The 19,240-nt window shown below is 34.9% G+C and carries 22 protein-coding genes and 1 tRNA gene; 8 read left to right on the forward strand and 15 right to left on the reverse strand.

The features are described 5' to 3' along the window. From tsaD to CQ022_RS21610, 3 genes are read left to right on the forward strand one after another with little or no spacing between them, the layout of a single operon-like run. Positions 1-1,017, forward strand: a complete 1,017-nt coding sequence (gene tsaD / locus CQ022_RS21600; RefSeq protein ID WP_105684531.1) for a tRNA (adenosine(37)-N6)-threonylcarbamoyltransferase complex transferase subunit TsaD — start codon at positions 1-3, stop codon at positions 1,015-1,017. Continuing rightward, positions 1,014-1,409, forward strand: coding sequence for a hypothetical protein (locus CQ022_RS21605; protein ID WP_105684532.1), 396 nt, complete (start codon positions 1,014-1,016; stop codon positions 1,407-1,409). The genes tsaD and CQ022_RS21605 overlap by 4 nt, the downstream gene beginning before the upstream one ends. After that, positions 1,406-2,101, forward strand: coding sequence for an RsmE family RNA methyltransferase (locus tag CQ022_RS21610; protein WP_105684533.1), 696 nt, complete (start codon positions 1,406-1,408; stop codon positions 2,099-2,101). The genes CQ022_RS21605 and CQ022_RS21610 overlap by 4 nt, the downstream gene beginning before the upstream one ends. 48 nt (positions 2,102-2,149) lie before the next feature. Here the strand turns inward: CQ022_RS21610 and CQ022_RS21615 are convergent, their stop codons facing one another. After that, complete coding sequence (locus CQ022_RS21615; RefSeq protein WP_105684534.1) at positions 2,150-2,830, reverse strand: TrmH family RNA methyltransferase; 681 nt, start codon at positions 2,828-2,830, stop codon at positions 2,150-2,152. 162 nt (positions 2,831-2,992) lie between these two features. Between CQ022_RS21615 and CQ022_RS21620 the strand changes: the two genes are divergently transcribed. The 4 genes from CQ022_RS21620 (at position 2,993) to CQ022_RS21635 (ending at position 5,866) form a co-directional block, all read left to right on the forward strand. Then, positions 2,993-4,009 (forward strand): asparaginase, encoded by a 1,017-nt coding sequence (locus CQ022_RS21620; protein ID WP_105684535.1) that lies wholly within the window; start codon positions 2,993-2,995, stop codon positions 4,007-4,009. 55 nt (positions 4,010-4,064) lie between these two features. Continuing rightward, a tRNA-Ser gene (locus CQ022_RS21625) sits at positions 4,065-4,151 on the forward strand. A gap of 186 nt (positions 4,152-4,337) precedes the next feature. Beyond that, entirely contained in the window at positions 4,338-4,748 is a 411-nt protein-coding gene (locus CQ022_RS21630) for a hypothetical protein (RefSeq protein WP_105684536.1), read from the forward strand. Positions 4,749-5,074: 326 nt separating this feature from the next. Then, positions 5,075-5,866: a DUF2490 domain-containing protein gene (locus CQ022_RS21635; protein WP_165791718.1), complete on the forward strand. Its 792-nt coding sequence runs from the start codon at positions 5,075-5,077 to the stop codon at positions 5,864-5,866. A gap of 120 nt (positions 5,867-5,986) precedes the next feature. Here CQ022_RS21635 and CQ022_RS21640 read toward each other — a convergent pair whose 3' ends face one another. Continuing rightward, on the reverse strand, positions 5,987-6,682 hold the full coding sequence (locus CQ022_RS21640) for a hypothetical protein (RefSeq protein WP_105684538.1): 696 nt from the start codon (positions 6,680-6,682) through the stop codon (positions 5,987-5,989). Positions 6,683-7,203: 521 nt separating this feature from the next. Then, positions 7,204-8,736: a M20/M25/M40 family metallo-hydrolase gene (locus CQ022_RS21645; protein ID WP_105684539.1), complete on the reverse strand. Its 1,533-nt coding sequence runs from the start codon at positions 8,734-8,736 to the stop codon at positions 7,204-7,206. 242 nt (positions 8,737-8,978) lie between these two features. Between CQ022_RS21645 and CQ022_RS21650 the strand changes: the two genes are divergently transcribed. After that, the gene (locus CQ022_RS21650) at positions 8,979-9,566 is read left to right on the forward strand and encodes an FMN-dependent NADH-azoreductase (RefSeq protein ID WP_105684540.1); all 588 of its coding nucleotides are present in this window, start codon (positions 8,979-8,981) and stop codon (positions 9,564-9,566) included. A 543-nt stretch (positions 9,567-10,109) separates the two neighbouring features. Here the strand turns inward: CQ022_RS21650 and map are convergent. The 12 genes from map to CQ022_RS21710 form a co-directional block, all read right to left on the reverse strand. Continuing rightward, complete coding sequence (map, locus tag CQ022_RS21655) at positions 10,110-10,874, reverse strand: type I methionyl aminopeptidase (protein WP_105684541.1); 765 nt, start codon at positions 10,872-10,874, stop codon at positions 10,110-10,112. Between the two features lie 1,146 nt (positions 10,875-12,020). Then, positions 12,021-12,200: a hypothetical protein gene (locus tag CQ022_RS21660; RefSeq protein WP_123864466.1), complete on the reverse strand. Its 180-nt coding sequence runs from the start codon at positions 12,198-12,200 to the stop codon at positions 12,021-12,023. A gap of 46 nt (positions 12,201-12,246) precedes the next feature. After that, positions 12,247-12,471: a hypothetical protein gene (locus CQ022_RS21665; RefSeq protein WP_105684543.1), complete on the reverse strand. Its 225-nt coding sequence runs from the start codon at positions 12,469-12,471 to the stop codon at positions 12,247-12,249. 377 nt (positions 12,472-12,848) lie between these two features. Then, positions 12,849-13,361, reverse strand: a complete 513-nt coding sequence (locus tag CQ022_RS21670) for a hypothetical protein (RefSeq protein WP_123864467.1) — start codon at positions 13,359-13,361, stop codon at positions 12,849-12,851. Between the two features lie 32 nt (positions 13,362-13,393). Then, positions 13,394-13,927 carry a hypothetical protein gene (locus tag CQ022_RS21675; protein ID WP_123864468.1) on the reverse strand — a complete coding sequence of 178 codons (534 nt, stop codon included), beginning with the start codon at positions 13,925-13,927 and terminating at the stop codon, positions 13,394-13,396. Between the two features lie 425 nt (positions 13,928-14,352). Further along, positions 14,353-14,565 (reverse strand): hypothetical protein, encoded by a 213-nt coding sequence (locus tag CQ022_RS21680; RefSeq protein WP_105684546.1) that lies wholly within the window; start codon positions 14,563-14,565, stop codon positions 14,353-14,355. Positions 14,566-14,824: 259 nt separating this feature from the next. Next, positions 14,825-15,160: a hypothetical protein gene (locus tag CQ022_RS21685; RefSeq protein ID WP_105684547.1), complete on the reverse strand. Its 336-nt coding sequence runs from the start codon at positions 15,158-15,160 to the stop codon at positions 14,825-14,827. Positions 15,161-15,389: 229 nt separating this feature from the next. Continuing rightward, positions 15,390-15,719: a hypothetical protein gene (locus tag CQ022_RS21690; RefSeq protein ID WP_123864469.1), complete on the reverse strand. Its 330-nt coding sequence runs from the start codon at positions 15,717-15,719 to the stop codon at positions 15,390-15,392. Between the two features lie 103 nt (positions 15,720-15,822). After that, positions 15,823-16,203, reverse strand: coding sequence for a DUF6334 family protein (locus CQ022_RS21695; protein ID WP_105684549.1), 381 nt, complete (start codon positions 16,201-16,203; stop codon positions 15,823-15,825). 274 nt (positions 16,204-16,477) lie between these two features. Continuing rightward, the gene (locus CQ022_RS21700) at positions 16,478-16,852 is read right to left on the reverse strand and encodes a hypothetical protein (protein WP_105684550.1); all 375 of its coding nucleotides are present in this window, start codon (positions 16,850-16,852) and stop codon (positions 16,478-16,480) included. 306 nt (positions 16,853-17,158) lie between these two features. Next, positions 17,159-17,713 (reverse strand): hypothetical protein, encoded by a 555-nt coding sequence (locus CQ022_RS21705; protein WP_105684551.1) that lies wholly within the window; start codon positions 17,711-17,713, stop codon positions 17,159-17,161. Positions 17,714-17,730: 17 nt separating this feature from the next. After that, positions 17,731-19,240: RHS repeat-associated core domain-containing protein (locus CQ022_RS21710; protein ID WP_133165756.1), on the reverse strand; the 1,510-nt coding region annotated here is incomplete at its 5' end.

A 19,240-nucleotide genomic window follows, 5' to 3' on the forward strand; every position in this document is an offset into this window, starting at 1 on the left:
ATGAGCGACTCTATAATTTTAGGTATTGAATCGTCCTGCGACGACACCTCAGCAGCTATCATCAAGGGAAATTCTATTCTTTCAAACATTGCCGCGAATCAGGCCATCCACAAAGAATATGGTGGTGTTGTTCCTGAATTGGCTTCACGGGCCCATCAGCAAAATATTATCCCCGTTGTTGAAAAATCTTTTTCCAAAGCAAATATACAACAAAATGCTATCTCAGCTATAGGATTTACACGCGGACCCGGACTTTTAGGATCTCTTCTTGTAGGAACATCATTTGCTAAGTCTTTGGCGATGAGCTTAAACGTTCCATTAATTGAAGTAAATCACCTTCAAGCCCACATTTTGGCCCATTTCATCGAAGATGCAAATCCTGTGCCGCCTGCCTTTCCTTTCTTATGTCTTACCGTAAGTGGCGGACATACCATGATTGTATTGGTGAAAGACTATTTCGACATGGAAATCATTGGAAAAACCATCGATGATGCCGCAGGAGAAGCTTTTGATAAAATAGGAAAAATCTTTGACCTTGATTACCCGGCAGGGCCTATCATCGACAGACTTGCCAAAGAAGGAAATCCTGATGCTTTTAAATTCAACAAACCAAAGCTGGAGAATTACGATTATTCTTTCAGCGGAATTAAAACTTCTGTGTTATACTTCATCCAGAAAGAAGTCAGAAAAAATCCGGATTTCATTAAAGAAAATCTGAATGATCTTTGTGCTTCCGTACAGAAATCTATTATTGAAATCTTAATGAATAAGCTTGAAAAAGCGGCCAAAGATCTTAAGGTGAATGAAGTAGCCATTGCAGGTGGTGTTTCTGCCAATTCTGCTTTGAGAAAAACAATGGAAGATAATAAAGAAAGACTGGGCTGGAATATCTACATTCCCAAATTTGAATATACAACAGACAATGCTGCTATGATTGCCATGGTAGCGAAGTTGAAATTTGAACGTGGAGAATTTACAGATTTAAGGACTTCTGCAACGGCAAAATACGATTTATGAAAATACTCTTAGAAGAAAAAGTACTGGGAACACATTCTAAAAAGAATTCGAAATATTACTGGATACTGGAAACAATTACAGGAAAAAATGACAACCCGGAGAATTCTTTAGATGATTTCCCATCAAGTTCTGAGACGGGATATATTCAGGACATAAAAGATGAAGTTTTACAATTAATCAATTCTGAACATCTTTTTAGTTTCCCATACACTCCAAAGGAAGGAGATTATTTATCAATCAAAAATAATTTGAGAAAACAGGAATACCTGAATTTGATTTTCATTAATAATACCTGGATTGAAGAAATATACATGTGTTCTTACCGGGAATGTGATACAGATATTTATACAACCATCAAAACGGGAGTTGCCTTTATAAGTCAGGATATATGAAATTATTTTACGGAGAAATAACGGATCAAAAAGTCATCATCCATGATGAAGAACAGCAGCATATCGTGAAAGTTCTTCGAATGAGGGATGGCGAAGATATTCACGTGACAGACGGAAAAGGAAAACTGGCATCCGGGAAACTGATTATAGAAGGAAAGAAAGCTGGTATTGAAGTTTCTGAGATCAAAGAAAATCTGCCGGAATTCAATCCTAAACTTCATATTGCGATTGCGCCTACTAAAAATATTGACCGAATTGAATTCTTTGTGGAAAAAGCCGTAGAGATGGGGACTTCAGAAATAAGCATTATCATCACAGAGAAAACGGAACGTAAAAATATCAACATTGATAAAATCAGAAAACAGGCTATTGCCGCATCAAAGCAAAGTTTGAGATTCCATTTTCCGGTGATTAATGATGCAATAAAACTGACTGACTTTCTGAAAAACACTGATCCGGAACATACATTTGTAGCCCACTGCCATGAAAATCTGGAAAGAATAGATCTTAAAAACATTCCTCAACTGGAACAGCTTACCTTTCTAATAGGTCCGGAAGGCGATTTTTCTGAAAAGGAGATTGCATTTCTGGCAGAAAATAAAGTAAAGGCAATATCCCTTGGAAATCAAAGGCTCAGAACGGAAACTGCCGGAGTTTTTGTCGCCGCATGGAATTATTATACTATGATATAAATAACAAAAAGAGAAGCTTAAAAACTTCTCTTTTTTATTTCTGATTCATTATTTCCAGTCAATATTATTTTCCCGCAGGTATTTTTCAAAAATCTGCTGCCCGCTTCTCATAGAATTTACAGCCCAAAGGATTTTCATCCTTAAAAGCTTTTCTTCATTTAATTTATAATCAATATCAGATTTTATCAGCTTTTGTTTCAGTTCATACATACAAATTGAAGCCGCTACAGAAACATTAAAGCTTCTCGTAAATCCATACATCGGAATAGCCAGGGTTTCATCCGCAAAATCTAAAATCTCCTGGGAAACACCTTCCATCTCCGTTCCAAAAACCAAAGCAATAGGCTCTGTAATTTCATATTCAGGAAGCATTTTAGCATTGTTTTCCAGCGAAACCACTACAATTTTATATCCTCTGTCTTTAATATTCTGAAAGGATTCCATATTTCTGGGAAGTTTTTCAACCTCAACCCATGTATCAGCCCCTTTGGTTACGCGAAGATTGGGTTCAAAACTATATTCTTCCTGCAGAGCCACCACTTTATGAAAACCGCAGGCTTCTACAGAGCGTACAATCGCAGCTGCATTTCTAAACTGATAGACATCTTCTACTACCGGAAGCACAAAGTCTGAACTCTCCTGAGAGAAATGTTCAATTTTCGCCAATCTTTCTTCGGTTAAAAACTGTTTTAAATATTCATAAGTCTGTGCTAAATCACTCATCTGCATTTCGTTATTTATTTCAATAGCCTGATGAAATTCCCATGATAATCATCTTATTTTCATAAAATTTTACCCTAAGCCTTTCATTCATTTTCAAATCTTTGCAAATTAACGTAATTTTGACCTATGAACCCTCATCGGGCTCCAATTCTTAATTAAAATTAGTACATGAAGCGAAAAGTCCTGCTCATCTATACCGGTGGAACCATCGGAATGGAAAAAGATTATGAAACCGGAAGTCTCCGTGCCTTTGATTTTGGAAATATATTTGAAAAGATGCCTGAAATGAGACTCATGGAATGTGAAGTCTTTGTTCATCCTTTTGCCAAACCACTGGATTCTTCGGATATGGGACCTGAGGAATGGAGAGTCATCGCTAATTATATCCACAAAAATTATGACGATTATGACGGTTTCCTGATTCTTCACGGAACAGACACCATGTCTTACACCGCATCAGCATTAAGCTTCATGCTAAAAGGATTAAGAAAGCCGGTCATCATGACGGGTTCTCAGCTTCCCATTGGTGACCTGAGAACGGATGCCAAGGAAAATCTTCTGACAAGCCTTTATTACGCAAGCCTTTATGAAAATGATGAAGCAGTGATTCAGGAGGTTGCCATTTACTTTGAATACAAATTATTAAGAGGAAACAGAACATTGAAATATTCTGCAGAGTATTTTGATGCCTATTCAAGCCCGAATTACCCAATCCTTGGACAGTCCGGAGTTCATTTAAATATTCTTAAAGACAACTTATTCCGTTGTGACCCGAAAGTAGAATTTCACGTAGATGAACATATTTCTGAAGATATTTTATTCTGGAGAATTTTTCCGGGAATGCATCTGAGCCACTTCAGAGAAATCCCTAAAATGAAGGTTCTTATTCTTCAGGTTTTTGGTTCCGGAACTATTTTCAGCAGTGCCAAGACTCAGGAAACACTTCAGGAAATCAGAGATAACGGAACAGAAATCGTAGTGGTAAGTCAGTGTATTTCAGGAGGTATCTCATTCGGAAAATATGAAAACAGTAATATCTTCTCAAGAATCGGAGCCATCAGCGGAAGGGATATGACGGCAGAAACAGCCATTACCAAAGCCATGCATCTTATCGACAACCCAAGCTACACCGGAAGCTTTGCCGATAATTTCACCAGAAGCCTTTGTGGAGAAATTACAGATTAAATTGCAAGAATAATTTGGATATTCCAGAAAATACACTATTTTTGCAATCTCAAAAAGAGAGGTGTCCGAGTGGTTGAAGGAGCTACCCTGGAAAGGTAGTATACGGGTAACTGTATCGAGGGTTCGAATCCCTTCCTCTCTGCAAGAAACTAAAGCCTGTGCTAATATTAGCACAGGCTTTTTTGTAATTCATATTCTATGATTATTTACCTATATTCATGATAGGTATTTCTACCCAGTCTGATAATTGGTCATTTATACGTTACATTATGTGCTTTGCTCTTCGTTACTTTGAAGTACAATCTAATCACCTAAAAACCAAACCAATATGACATCAACAAGTGTAAATGCAAATTCTTCCGGTCAGGTAATACTTGGAAACGGAGCACAGTTCTGGGTATATCTTTCCCCACAAAATGATACTTCTAAAATGATCTCTACATGGCGTGTAACTTTTTCACAGGGAAGCTGGAGCGATACCATTTCCAGTGAAAATCCTACCAAGCAGATTCAGACTCCTCATCTTTCCGGAATCTTTGAAATCAAGGTAGAGTTATTAAGCGGATCTACCGGTACATGGCGTCAGATTCCGCCTCAACAAGGAAGTCATAATGAAATAGGCTGCAACTCCAACTGTGCTTCTATGGTAGGGATCGTTGCAGACAGCATAAATCCTCCTATTGGAGCCATTAATGCTCATTTCTGGACTACATGGGATGCCATGTGCAAAGTAGGATAAAACCATAACAAACAAGTTCCATAAATTTAAATCGTCGTAATATCAAATATTACGGCGATTTTGATATGGTACGCGAATAGTTATCCACAAATCATTTCATTTAAAAAAAGCATTGAACGGTTTTCCTAATTCTATCCTAAATCAAGTGTTTATTTTGTCTTGTTTTTAAACAGTATTAAAACATTTTGAATAAACATTCTATGAACAAAGCCTATAATTTTGTGACCACAAAGTATTCTCTCTGCGTATCAACGGTATTCATTTCCATCTCATGGTTTCGCAGTCATTTGAAATTAACAGTAAATCAGCTATTGATACGATTGAGTATGAAGAAAATTTTTGCAGGATTATTTTTATTGGGATGTATAGGATCCACTATGCATGCACAGATCAGTCCACCAGGATTGGGAGATGCCAACAATGCATTCTGGGGAGCTTTTGGTGTGAAGCGACAGCTTGATTCCCTGGGCAAGAAGCAGGCCTTGAGCTATGTTGCCATCGGGAGAAAAAGCAATCCGGATGATCATCATTTATTTTCAAAACAAGCCATCATTGTGTTGAATCATGAAGTCTACCATTCCTTTGCTCCCCACCAGCAGTATAGCTATGCTTTGAGTTACCGCAGGCAGCCTCAGTATGAAAGCACAGCTCCTTATGACAAAGAAAATACGGAACAGGAGTTCAGAATTTACGGGAGATATGCCTACACTTTTGATCTTGGAAAAAAATGGAAGCTAAAGAATACAGTACGACAGGAATTCAGAAAGTTTTATGACGCAGGCTTTCATAAAGTAGAAGAAGATTTTCAGTTGAGAACCCGTATTAAGAGCCAGCTTACCTATAATTTATCTCCTAAAAACAATCAGAAGTTAGCGCTCAGTGCAGAAGCCTTATTTTCTATCAGTCATCTCAACGAACCGGATGCTGAGTGGAGCTCATTCGGGTATCGTGAAATGCGTATTGCCGCTTATTATATGTTTACCATCCCCAATTCTCCTTTTACCGTAGATATAGGATATATGGATGACCTGATCAGGGACAGCAGAAGTATTCATCACGGAGGTGTTCACTATCTGGCTGCAGACCTAATCTGGAATATTCCTTACAGAAAAAGATAATAAAAAGAATCATCCCGCCTCTTCAGATACAAAATCCCAGTCATCACTGACTGGGATTTTTGATTGAAAAACATAAGTTTTTCCGCAATATAATTAAGTATGAATGTTTGGTGTAAAGTTTTAGTTGCACAACGTTAAAAACTGGCGGCTCATCTGTACGCTGAATTTTGCTTCTGCTCTTGAACGTGCATAAATCGTATTTTTAAAAGCATGTACTGTTTTCAGTTTCTGGTCTATGAATTCTGCAATTTGCACCACAGAAAAAAGAAAATCTCTGTATACTGCCATATTCACTGTCTGACCATAGTAGGGAAGATAGGCCTTTAAAAAAGGAATGGCTTTCTGATGGCGGTTGTAGCTGATACAATACCCTACTCCCTCCATTGAGGTAATAATCGTATAGTTATTCATATAATCCTGAATGTTTTTGCTGCCATCCAGCGCCTGAGCATTTTTTGAACAAAACTTATTGATCTTATCCAGAATATGCTGGGCATACTCCATCATGGAAATATTTTTAAATTCAAAAACCTGGTTCATTCCGTTGGACGGTGAAATTCCGTTTTCACAATCAATGCAGAAAGAAATCCCTATTTTTTCATGATATGGGAAAAAGCAGTCTTTCACTTCAATGGAAGCATCCGGCTTTAGCCTGTTATCTCCAAAACTGTAATAGACATACGGACTGTAAAGATCCGCAAGGGCGTTCAGATAATCTGTTTCGCTGGTATTATGATATTCTTCAAACCATTTTTCAAGGGTATCGTAATAGTTGCTTTCAAAGTCGTTAAAGTTTAAGTAAAATGGCAATTCCATAGCTCTGTAATTTTGATATGACAAAGCTATATTCGTAAAGCGACAAAACTTGACGTAATATATTTTTTGTGAAAAAGATTTGAGAGGTTGTTAAGTCAATGGTCAATTTTTGCTTCGCAAAGTCAATGGTGAATCATTATTAACGCTAAGATTCGCAAGGTTTATTACTATACAGATTTTTTATTGGTTCGCAAAGGCACTTCGTTCAGCCAGGAACTCAGTTTACACATTGCTGAGTGAAACGCCTTCGCGATCGTTTTCTACAAACAATAAAATATCCTAGCGGACTTTGTGTTAAAATATGTTTGTATATTAAAAAACTTGACTTAGCATATTTTTTGTGAAAAAGATTTGGGAGATTGTTAAGTCAATGGTCAATTTTTGCTTCGCAAAGTCAATGATCAATCATAAATTTGAAATACAATCTGTATAACGAACGTATTATCCACAAACCCGAATCACGTAACCCGAAACTCAAAAAAATTTACAATCGAAGCAAATTCACCATTCACCATTGACATTTATTTATCATAATTCTTCATGATGTATTCAAAGTAGTGAATCATTTTCAGATAATTTTCAATGCTAAGATACTCATTGGTACTGTGAATACTTTGCTGTTCAGCGCTGTTGATTTTAATAGGCATAAATCTGTAGACATTCTTGCTTACGATCTCATATTTAGCAGCATCCGTCCCTGCCATGGTAAGGTAAGGGGTAACAATCGCTCCGGGATGAATTTCTTTAACTCCGGCTTCTATCATTTTAAAAGCTTTTGTATTGGTGGAAGAAATAGCCGAAGCTTCTCTTGTATTATCAATTTCTTCTACCTCAACATCAAAGCCTTCAGTCGCTTTAGCAATATGATCACGGACATCTTTTATGGAATTTCCGGGAAGCAGTCTGAAGTTCACCACAAATTCCACTTCAGGAGAAAGGACGTTGGTACCGTCACTTCCTTTCATCATGGTTAATGCAGTAGTTGTTCTTACCAAAGCATTGGTTGTATTGTTTTTGGTGAGCTGCGAAATCAATACAGGTTTTAACAGCCATTGATTAGCGAGTGCCATTCTTGTGGCAAAAGGCATTTCACCGCCAATATTATTAAAGAATTCTTTGATTAAAGGCGTGATAACAGGTTTCATCTGATGGTCTTCCAGACGCTGCATGATAACCGCTGCTTTTCCAATGGCACTTTCCATAGGAGGCATTGAGGAATGCCCGCCCAGTCCTTTTACTTTTATTTTTGCCGAAAGAAATCCTTTTTCTGCACATCCTACCACCGCTACATCCGTATCTATTCCTGCTACATTTCCTTTTCTCATAATCAGTCCGCCTTCGTCATAAACGGCATCAAACTTCAATCCTTTCTTCTTAAAATAATCTGCAATCTGTATCGCTCCTTTTTGTCCGCCTACTTCTTCATCAAAACCAAAAGCCAGGTAAATATCACGTTGTGGAATCTGTTTATTTTTAATCATAGAATTCATGGATTCCATTAAGGAGAACAGCATTCCTTTCATATCTATGGCACCTCTTCCATAGATTCTTCCGTTGGCAACAGCACCTGAGAAAGGCGCAAAATCCCAGTCTTCTGCTACCTTTGAAACAGGCTCCAACGGTTTGTCATTGGGACGGAATATATTTTCTTCATTATTTTTAATGTCTGCATCTCCGGGAGGCACCACATCCATATGGGAAAGGAATAAAATAGGGTCCAACGCAGGATTGCTTCCTTTAAGCCTGAATACCAATCCATATTGGTTGACTTCAACATTTTCTGTATTCTGATATACCAATGGGTAAGAAGCTCTTAAATAGGTTTTGAACTGATCAAACGGTGCATAATCAAATTCTCCCAAGCTGCCTGTAGAAACGGTGGGAACTTTTATTCCTCCGGAAAGTCTCATAACTGCAGAATCATTTTTTACCGGTTTCCATCCATCACCTGTTCCGAGATTATTTTTCTTAAACGGGTAGGTATAGGTTTTGATCAATACAACAGCAGCCAAAACAACAATGATTCCCAAAAGGATTAAAAGAAATTTTTTCATAGCAGATAGTTTGCGAAGTGATTTTATTCTATAAATATAGCAAAGTATTTGGTCTTTAACAATTTTACCTCAAGATACTTCCCTTCTGTGTGAACCTAAAAAGGCCATCTCAGAAGAAACGGTCTTGATCCTGTCATCAAAAATTTATTCATCAATCCAGAATTATTAAAAAAGCTCCTCTTCAACAATTTTTTTGTCCCTTTAAAGAAGAGATGATCGTCATGAAGACAAAATAGTTTATTATGAAAAATATTCTGCACATTATTTCCAGCGCAAGAGGAGATTTATCTTACAGCAACAGTTTGAGTTCAGCCATTCTGGAAAAGCTTTTACAAAGAAACAAAATCAATAAAATTGTTGTACGGGATTTGGTGAAGGATCAGCCACCTTTTGCTGATGAAGCTTCCATCCATGAGTTTTATAAACATCCAGAATTATATGATGAACACAGTAAACAGCTTCTTTCGTATGCGAATACAATTGTGGACGAAATCCGTGAAGCCGACCTCATTGTCATTGGGACACCTATGTTTAATCTTGGAATTTCAACTCCATTGAAAGCATGGCTGGATCAGCTGATCCGGGCCGGAGTTACTTACGTTTTTGATGAGCAGTGGAATCGTGTGGGACAGTTCAACAATAAAAAAGTGTATCTCGCAATTGCTTCCGGTGGAAGAAGTATTGAGGGAGCCACGGATTATATTTCTGATTATCTCAAAGATGTTTTCAGAAGTTATACCGGAATTACGGATGTTGAAACGTACCGCATGGAAGGAACGATGGAGCATGGTTTTACCCCGGATTATGAAAGTGTTCTGAAAGATTTTTGATAACTGGCTGCCTTAATTATTGTAAACGCAAAGTTTTTAATTATTAAATCTGAATTTAAGGGAGCGAAGAAGGAATCAACAAGTTGATGGGATGAAGCTTGGGATTGAATGGTGCTTACTGTTTTGTTTTTAACGCAAGGGCGCAAGGTTTTTTATTCTGATGTATGTTGTAAGGCGCAAGAAAATCAAAGATTTTCAGCAAGGAAATTAGGATCATAGCCTATTCTGGGAGACATGGTTTGACAGTGGATTGTGAAAGTGTTCTGAAAGATTTTTGATTACTGACTGCCTTAATTATTGTAAACGCAAAGTTTTTAATTATTAAATCTGAATTTAAGGGAGCAAAGAAGGAATCAACAAGTTGATGGGATGAAGCTTGGGATTGAATGGTGCTTACTGTTTTGTTTTTAACGCAAGGGCGCAAGGTTTTTTATTCTGATGTATGTTGTAAGGCGCAAGAAAATCAAAGATTTTCAGCAAGGAAATTAGGATAAAATCTGGCGCCTTTACAATTTATCAAAGATACAATGAGCAACCTTTGGTTTAATTCAGGATTTCATTCATTTGGGTTAAGATGATGGGTTTTCCATCGGTCACTACAATGGTATGCTCGTGCTGAGCCATATAGCCGCCCTTGTTCCCTACCATGGTCCATCCATCCTTTAATTCTACAGCAAGATGGGAAGAGGTCGCGATAAATGTTTCAATAGCCACGACAGAGTTTTTCTTAAAACGTCTCGTATCATAACGGTTTCTGTAGTTCAGTAATTCGTCAGGCTGCTCATGCAAGCTTCGTCCTACTCCATGGCCGCCAAGATTCTTAATCACTTTTAGCCCTCGTTTCTTAGCTTCCGTTTCCATTAAATGTCCTATGTCTGCTATTTTCACACCGCCTTTGATATTATCAATGGCTTTTCTCAGAATAGCTTTAGATGCCTCTACCAGCTTCTGATGCCCGTGAATATCTTTTCCGATCACAAAAGAACCTCCGTTATCAGCCCAATATCCATCCAGTTCTGCAGAAACGTCAATATTAATCAGGTCACCTTCTTGCAAAACCCTCTGATCCGTAGGGATACCATGGCAGAATTCATGATCCACACTGATACACGTCCAGCCCGGGAATCCATACGTCAGATAAGGCGCTGATTTTGCTCCGAAACCTTCCAGTATTCCCGCTCCATACTTATCAAGATCTTTAGTAGTCATGCCGGGTTCAGCATACTCTATCATCTTTTTCAAAGTATAGGCAACGGCTTCACTTACTTTTTGCATTCCGATCATCTGATCTTCGTTGGTGATTGACATAATTTTGTTTGTTATTGAGAACTACAAAGTTAGGAAATTGTAGGAGGATTATACCCATCAGCAGAATATTATCCTCATTGATGATTGAAAAAATACGACATCCAGCCCCTTTCCTATGATCAGATACCCCCTTCACCAACCCCCTCTACCCCCTTAGGTAAGGGGGTATACCCTGTTCGACAAGGGGGTAAAGGGAGTTCAATAAGGGGCTGGAGACCGTTCAGAAACAGGCTATAGCCCCTTGATAAAGTGGGTGCAGAGGGTTATGGAAGTGGCTGGAGGGACTTCTGAAGGGGGTAGAGACGGTTTACAAAGTGGTTCCTGCCACTTGGTGAAGTGGCTAGAGATACTTACCATAGTGCCTAAAGGCAGTTTCGAAGGGGCTGGAGACGGTTTATAAAGTAGTTAGTGATACTTTACGGACTTTTAAACCAGAAACAAAAAAAGCCACTAGAATTATAGTGTTTTTTTATTATAAGCAAGGAGAAGGTCCAGATCTCAATATATTATTTTTGAAGCCTCCCAGAAAATATAAATAATATCCAAAATAGACAACCAAAAACAATATCGAATAGGAGGTTAAATGAATTTGCTTTATGAGGCTCTAGTTTACTAAAAAGAAAATCAATTATTATAACTCCACAAAACTGTAACAAATATATAATTGCTCTCATAATATTTCTACTCTTCATTATGATTCTATTTTTCTCAGCATATTCATAGTGATCCTGTACTGGTTAATATAACAGTTTTGCAGGAAAAGAACAAAAAACATCGCCATTGCAATCATTCTATTTTATTTGTGAACACCAGCAAGACGCTCACGTCAGCGGAGGCGGAATTTTTGTTAAAATTTTAAAAAAGGACCAAAAATTTCCACATAAATCCGGATAAAACATAACAATGATACAGGGGATGATGTAATTAAAAACAAAGTATTATAAAAAATGTTTTTCTTATAAAATGTTTTCTTATGAAAAAACATAACAAGTAAAAATATGCTAAAGACAGACGATAACAATAGTGCTTTGAATTCATATCCATAATTAATAGAATAGTCAGATATTTTGGCAAGGTAAATTAGATACCAAATCACCATAATTATTAACAAAACACATATACGGTAATATAAATATTGCTTCATAATTAATTTTTGATTTTTGGTAAAGAAACATCAATTACCGTTTTATTTATATCTAATGCTTCTTCATCAATATTCTGATGTGTAGTAGTCTTCGATGTTAAATTAGTATTTATTACAGTCGTTTTATTTTTATTGTCTGCTGTTAAAGGTTCTTCTTTTGCAGATGTAGTTGGGTCTGGCATTGTTTGATAAGTATTTACTACCCCTTGCTGGCGGGAGATACTCAAATTAGGGGGTTATTTTATTACTTTCTAAATTCGTTTTTACATATAACCAAGAAGGAAAACGTTGATCAAAAATATTAGGTTTCTCAAACAAAAAAGTATTTCCTTCTAATTTCCCTATGATATGTTGATTAGAAAAGTTGAACTGTATGTTTAAATCATCCTTATTTCCTTCCAAAATTTTCCAAGAACCTTCAATACCGGACTTTTCAATATCTGTAGACTTCAAATAGAAAATATTGTCAGCTTTTAAAACAAGGAACGATAATCATCATCTGAAAATTCTTTAAGAACCTTATCCCCTTTATACACACCTATTACATCTTTTTTTGAAGTTTTATTACAAGCAAAAAAAGAAAAAAATATTACAAAAAAAAATATAAATTTTATTACTATTTTCATTATTGATTATCTCTTACTTCTGTTAATTATATATCTACTAGGTACTCCATTTTGTGCCCTTTTATTCTGATTATAGGGAATATTACCATCTGCTCTGTCTGAAAAATAATATGTACCATCTTTTGTCTGAGATAATCTAAACATATTCAAATTAATATTCCCTTGCTGGAGCGATACGCTCGCCCCAGCAGAAGAATATTCATTTTATAGAGTCATATTATTGCTTTTTCGTCCCCATTTCTTATATAATTGAAAATCTTGTGATTGCTTTAAATCATAAGCTGATGTTTTAGAAATTATTTTTTTAGATTTTATATTGACAACTTCAAAACCCTTTTTGAAAATACTGTCTTCACGACTAAACTTTCGTCCAATTACTGATATACAGGGTAATCCAAGCGAATCATGAGGTGGTATGCAAATAGGTGTCAATGCTTCAAAATCAATTCTAAAAGTGTCTTTTTTATACACATGCCTGTAATTTTCTTTAATATCTTTAAGTGAAACTTTGATAGTATCATTTGTTGGATTTCCGAATAATAGAAACGTTTCAACATTTTTTATATCTGTACTACCATCTTTTGTGTAGTCGCTTATTAAATTTTGGAAAGTGCAAACAGCATCTTCATTTTTAAAAGCAGATTTATTACAGGATATAAATAAAAAAATGAAAATTGAAATGTAAATATTTAATTTACTTCTATTTATATTTTTCATAGTAAAATTTATCATTTCCATAATTCCCTTGCTTATTTATCTACAAAAGATCCTAAAGACTTAGTATCCTGTGTCCAAGTTTTATTAAATCTAAATTCAATATTATATTTTTCTAAAAGATAATTAGCCTTCTCATTCGTAATTATATTAACCGTTGCATTAGATGTATTATGCAAGTATAAAAACTTATTGCCTGTTTCTCTTTCATATCTACTTTCAATAACACTATCTTGCGTCAGATAAAATTTATCCATTTCTGCTCCTAATTTTCCCTTAAGTAAATTTATATGTTTTATGCGATATCCTAACTTATTCATGTTAGATGCATGAAAATTATCTATACCATATTTATTTTTATCATCTAAAACCCAGTCTTTTGGTAACAATGGAATGTTATTTTGTTTTCTAAAATCATTGTAATTAAATCCAAACTTTTCAATAGAATATTTTTCTTTTAAAAAAATATTGTTGTAGAGCATATATAATGCAAAAAAAAGCAGTAAAGAAATACCTAATATTTTTTGTGAGCTTCTCATTCTTTTAAATTCATGTTTATTATTTTCCAACTTTTACTTTATGTTTCCCCTTGCTGGCGCGAGCGTCTCACTCGTGCCCGTAAACAAAATCATTAAGTTTATATATAGGCTATTCTGAAAATTCAACCACAGATTAAGATTCTACAGATTGAAGCAAAGCTAGTTGGTATCCAAAGTTTAAAAGTAGTGAAACTTATAGTATAAACAACACCTGCAAGAATGCAAGGGTTGTTATTTATTTTATTTTGGACGCGAGCAGCATGCTTGCTCAAGCGGTGAGTAGACTGGAAAAACTGCTTGGATAAATAAAAGAATAAAAACCACTGCAAATACAGTGGTTTTGTTTTATTTCCAATAGTGTTGTTTCACTAGCTGTGCAAATTAAAAAAGTTATTCTTTCACTTTCTTAATGATTTCTTTCAATTCATTATATGTGCATTCCTGCTCTTCTTCAATTACTGCTCCTGTATTATAATCTTCAATGATAATATTATATCTATGAGTTTTGTTATAATCAAACGTTGATATATATATATTAAATGATTTCCCACTCGAATACCTACCGCTGTAAGATCACCATCCCAAAAATCAGCAATTTCATAGTCGTGTGGTAATTCTTTACTTAGCCTAACAAGTAATTCATTTATTTCAGTCTCTTTATTTTCCATTATTAAAAAAAATCTTCACCTTGCTGTTACAAGCCTTTCGTTCGTTTCCCCCTATCTCAATCATTAAGTTTGTATATAACTATTCTGAAAATTCAAATACAGATTAAGATTCTACAGATTGAAGCAAAGCCGGTTGCCATCCAAAGTTTAAAAGTAGTAAAACTTATAGTATAAATAAACCCCTGCATAATGCAGGGGTTGTTATTTATTCTAGCATGGACACGAGCGAGACGCTCGCGCCAGTGGGGGATACAAGATATTATTTGGAATCCATAATATTATGTATCTCATCACAAAGTATAATAACCTCTCTCCATTTTTCATTAGTTTTTACTAAATCTATTTTCCATAGTCCCAAATTTTGTAATTCTAAAACTTTTTCTCTTAATATATAACATTTATTATAAACATCAAGCGTAATCATCTCAGCATCAAACAACTGATTTAAAGAATCTTTATGTAAAAAAGTAATAACTCCAATATCAAATTCTTCAAAAATTTCATAATTAATGGTATCATAGTTAGAGCTAAGAATAAATGAACCACAATGAGACAGTGTGTCTAAAAAGTAATCATATATTTTTTTTATTTCCATATTTATCTATAAATAATAGTAGCTTTATCCCTTGCTGGCGCGAGCGTCTCGCTCGTGCCCATAAACAAAATCATGAAGTTTATATATAAATATTCTGAAAATTCAAATACACATTAAGATTCTACAGATTGAAACAAAGCTGGTTGTCATCCAAAGTTTAAAAGTAGTAAAACTTTAATATAAACAACCTCTGCAAGAATACAAGGGTTTTAAATTCAATCTGATTTTTTTATTTCTGATTTTTTATCCTATTTATAAAAGGAAAAGTTCCGTTGTATTCTATCAAAACAGTATCACCTACTTTATAACTTTCACTTTTACTATTGTTTGAATAAACTTCATTATTTATTTTGAAGGTATAGGAGTAGGTAAATGCTCCTGTTAAAAATCCTCTTCTTAGATAATTTTTATTATTAATTATGACTCCTTTTGTTTGTTCAGTATTAAATAAATTTAATATCGGTTTATATATGATTAGGTTTCGCAAAAAATAAATTAAGACTAAGATAACAAGAATTCTTATTGCTATTTTACCACTCATCAATTTCTTTTTCTTCATATTTATCCACTGTATTTTTAGTCGCAGCATTAGTTGTATTTTCAACACTTTTATTGGTTATATTCTTTACCTCTCGCTGGCGCTAAAAGAATAGTCCTGCTACCTAAGGTTTATCTATCTGTTCAACAATATTTATTTTTATGCAAGATGCAATAGTACTAAATAAATGAGTAGGAACAAATTTATCAAGTCCTAACATGAGTACGTCATTAAACCCTTGATTATTAACAGGAAACCAAAAAGAGACTATTTTTTTATTTTTAAATAGTTTATTAATCATTAAGTCTTCTTCATATTGCTCATTATTTATATCAATTAAATTACCTACTATTATTGCATCTGCTTCTTGATCAACATCTAAAACAAGAATATTATTTTCTATAATACAATACATTGAAATAATGTTATTATTATAATCTTCATCTCTTTTTACATATACAGCTTGAATCATTTTTCCTAAGATCCATTGTAATTGCTTTTCCATAATTAATATTTTTGAGCTTTAGAAGATGCTTGTTTAATTATTTTTAAAGTAGTAATTGCTTTTTCTCCTCGCTGGCGTCCTCTGAAAATTCAATTATACATTAAGATTCTACAGATTGAAGCAAAGCCGGTTGCCGTCCAAAGTTTAAAAGTAGTAAAACTTATAGTATATAAACAACCCTTGCAAGAATGTAAGGGTTGTTATTTATTCTAGTATGGATACGAGCAACATGCTCGCGCCAACGGGGACTTAATCTATTAATAAGAGATAATATTTAGTTCTCATTATCAACAGTTTTGATTATAAAATATAATATTAAAACTCCTACTATAAACATTAATAGTGGAGTGATATAAATATTGATATCAAAATATTGATAATCATAAGAAGCATCTTTCAGAAGTTTTCCTATCAACTGCATTCCTGGAGCTATAATTAAAAAAATCATAGTCCATATTTTTAATATTAGTTTAATTTTCGTGTATTTTACAAAAATCAATACCAATAAAAAGAGCGGTATGATTATTGGAACTACAATGAAATAATCAAGACTGGTAAAAAGAACATAGGTATTATATATTATAAGTGCAACAAATAATACTATTAAAACATAGTAGAATGCAGTAGAATTAAATTTAGCTTTTTTCATAATCAATTTCTTTTAGTTTTTTAATCCACTACTTTTTCCGCAGATTTTGAAACGACAGTAACTGCTCCCTTGCTGGTGCGAGCGTATCACTTCTGCCCATAAACAAAATCATTAAGTTTATATATAGCTATTCTGAAAATTCAACCACAGATTAAGATTCTACAGATTGAAGCAAAGCTGGTTCTCATCCAAAGTTTAAAAGTAGTAAAACTTATAGTATAAACAAACCCCTGCAAGAGTGCAAGGGTTGTTATTTATTTTACTTTGGACACGAGCGAGACGCTCGCGCCAGCGGGGGATAGGACTTCAATAATATGGATTATTTTGTCTAGTCTTGCATTTTGGGCATTCTATTACACCATTATTATTAGCTATTTCCCAAGAATTATTACAATTAAAACACATCACCCAATTATCTCCGACAGGAACAGCATTTTGCAATTGATCATTAGGATATTCATTATCAATTAAGCTTTTATATTTTTTAAAAATAGTATTTGCTTGACCTATGTTATCCATCATTTCCTCTTCAAAGAATTTATTACATTTCCATTCTTTAAAGGTAATTAGATTTGGAAAAAAAGGATCTATAGGATAATTCTCTTTGCCAGTAAAACCTTCCCAGTATTTAGACATTCTATTATCTGTAACAATAAAAAATTCAGAAGGATAATTATGAGGATAAGTATTTCCTCCTTCGTCTATAATAAAAAAATTTATTCGTCCCTCCCCTGTATACTCTATTGCATAAACTGTATATTCTTGCCCTATTGTTAATGGAAAACGTTCATAAGGTATTTGCCAGTTTATTTTATAGTTTACCTTTTCTGGATTCTCTATTTTAATATATTTAATTCTCATTTCAATTTTTTTAATTCTTAAGGATAGCGATGTCCTCTACTTTTAGCATTTGTTCCATCTTTTATTTTAAATCCTGAACGTTTCCCAGTTTGATTATTAATGTCATAATGAACCTCTGTTTTTGTACCATCACCATGATCATGGGTATGCTTCATTTTCGTATTGTGATTATACTTAGGATCGTTCAGTTTTCCACTCATAATTGTATCTCCTTCACCTGATTCTGCTTCTTCAATAGTTAACTGTTCTTGTAAATCTTTTGGCTCATATCTTGCATCAGGCTTTCCTTCTTGTGGTACTTTTACGCCATTTACATCGGTTTCTTCTTCAGCAGTATCTTCGGTATTCATACTTCCGTAACCTATACCAGGATCTGCAATTGTTGTATGCCATTGCAAAGGAGGTTTTGTAGCCTGATCTACAATGTAAGCAAGCCCCACTACTCCGAGAATAATCAAGCCAACACCACTTTCCGAAGTCATCGCTCCAAGAGTAGTTGCTGCTGCATAGCCACTATTATTATCCTTGGATTTGCCTAATAAATTTACCTGCGAAATTAAAGATTCTCCACTATTAAAATCTTTCCATACACTATTTTTTGCGTCCCAATAAAACTCTCCATCTGAATCTTTCCAAAATTCTCCATCTTTCCTACCATCCCGATCAGGATAAGCCAATTCTCCCTGCATTCCTGTAGGATCCCAAAAACTTATCGGATTATTCCACACGTAGCTATAAGCTTCATGCGTATATTGGCTTCTTGGATCCACAACACCCCATCTACCCAAATCCGGCATATAAAATCTGGCGCCATAATCATACATTCCTGTTTCCTGCAACTCTTTGCCGTTGTACTTGTAACTATAATATCCTCCAAAATTAGAAGTACTAAGCATTCCTTCAATATGGTTTAATCCAAATGGATAATAGTTGTTGGTGTCTGTAATCTCAAGAGCGCCTTCGCTGTTTTTTGCAAAGCTTACTCTGGCATTGCCAAGGTGATCTCTGTACTGGTAAATATAGCGGTTTTCTGTGAAACTGTAAAATCCTTCAGCGGTAGGCACAAAATCAAGCCTCCATTCCGGAGTTATAACAATACCGGAAAGGGTATTGATGTTTTTATAAGCCTGTTCTTCAAAAGCTGTTTCTGTTCGGCATGCAAGGCAGATTCCATCACCTTCACGATAGGTATACTGGAAGCCATCCAGATAATCAGTCATCGTAATGTTTGTCAGCCCGCGTGGCGGAGCGCTGGAATAGGTTTTGCGAAGTTTTACCCCATCTGCACGATACAGATAATCCAGATTACTATTTGAAGTCTGTCCATTTCCTAGCAAATCTGGTTGAGTAATTAAAAAACTCTTGGGTAGATTAAGGTAATTGTAAACGATGTTTTGAATTCCTTTATCCTTCATATTAACCATATTCCCGTTCAGGTCATAATCAATGGTATTATTTCCTCCTTCATAGCCTGTATCATTTAATGAGCTTTCAATAATCTGGTTCAGGCGGTTTCCTGTATATTTA

The sequence above is a fragment of the Chryseobacterium culicis genome, from assembly GCF_002979755.1.
GTDB lineage: Bacteria > Bacteroidota > Bacteroidia > Flavobacteriales > Weeksellaceae > Chryseobacterium > Chryseobacterium culicis_A.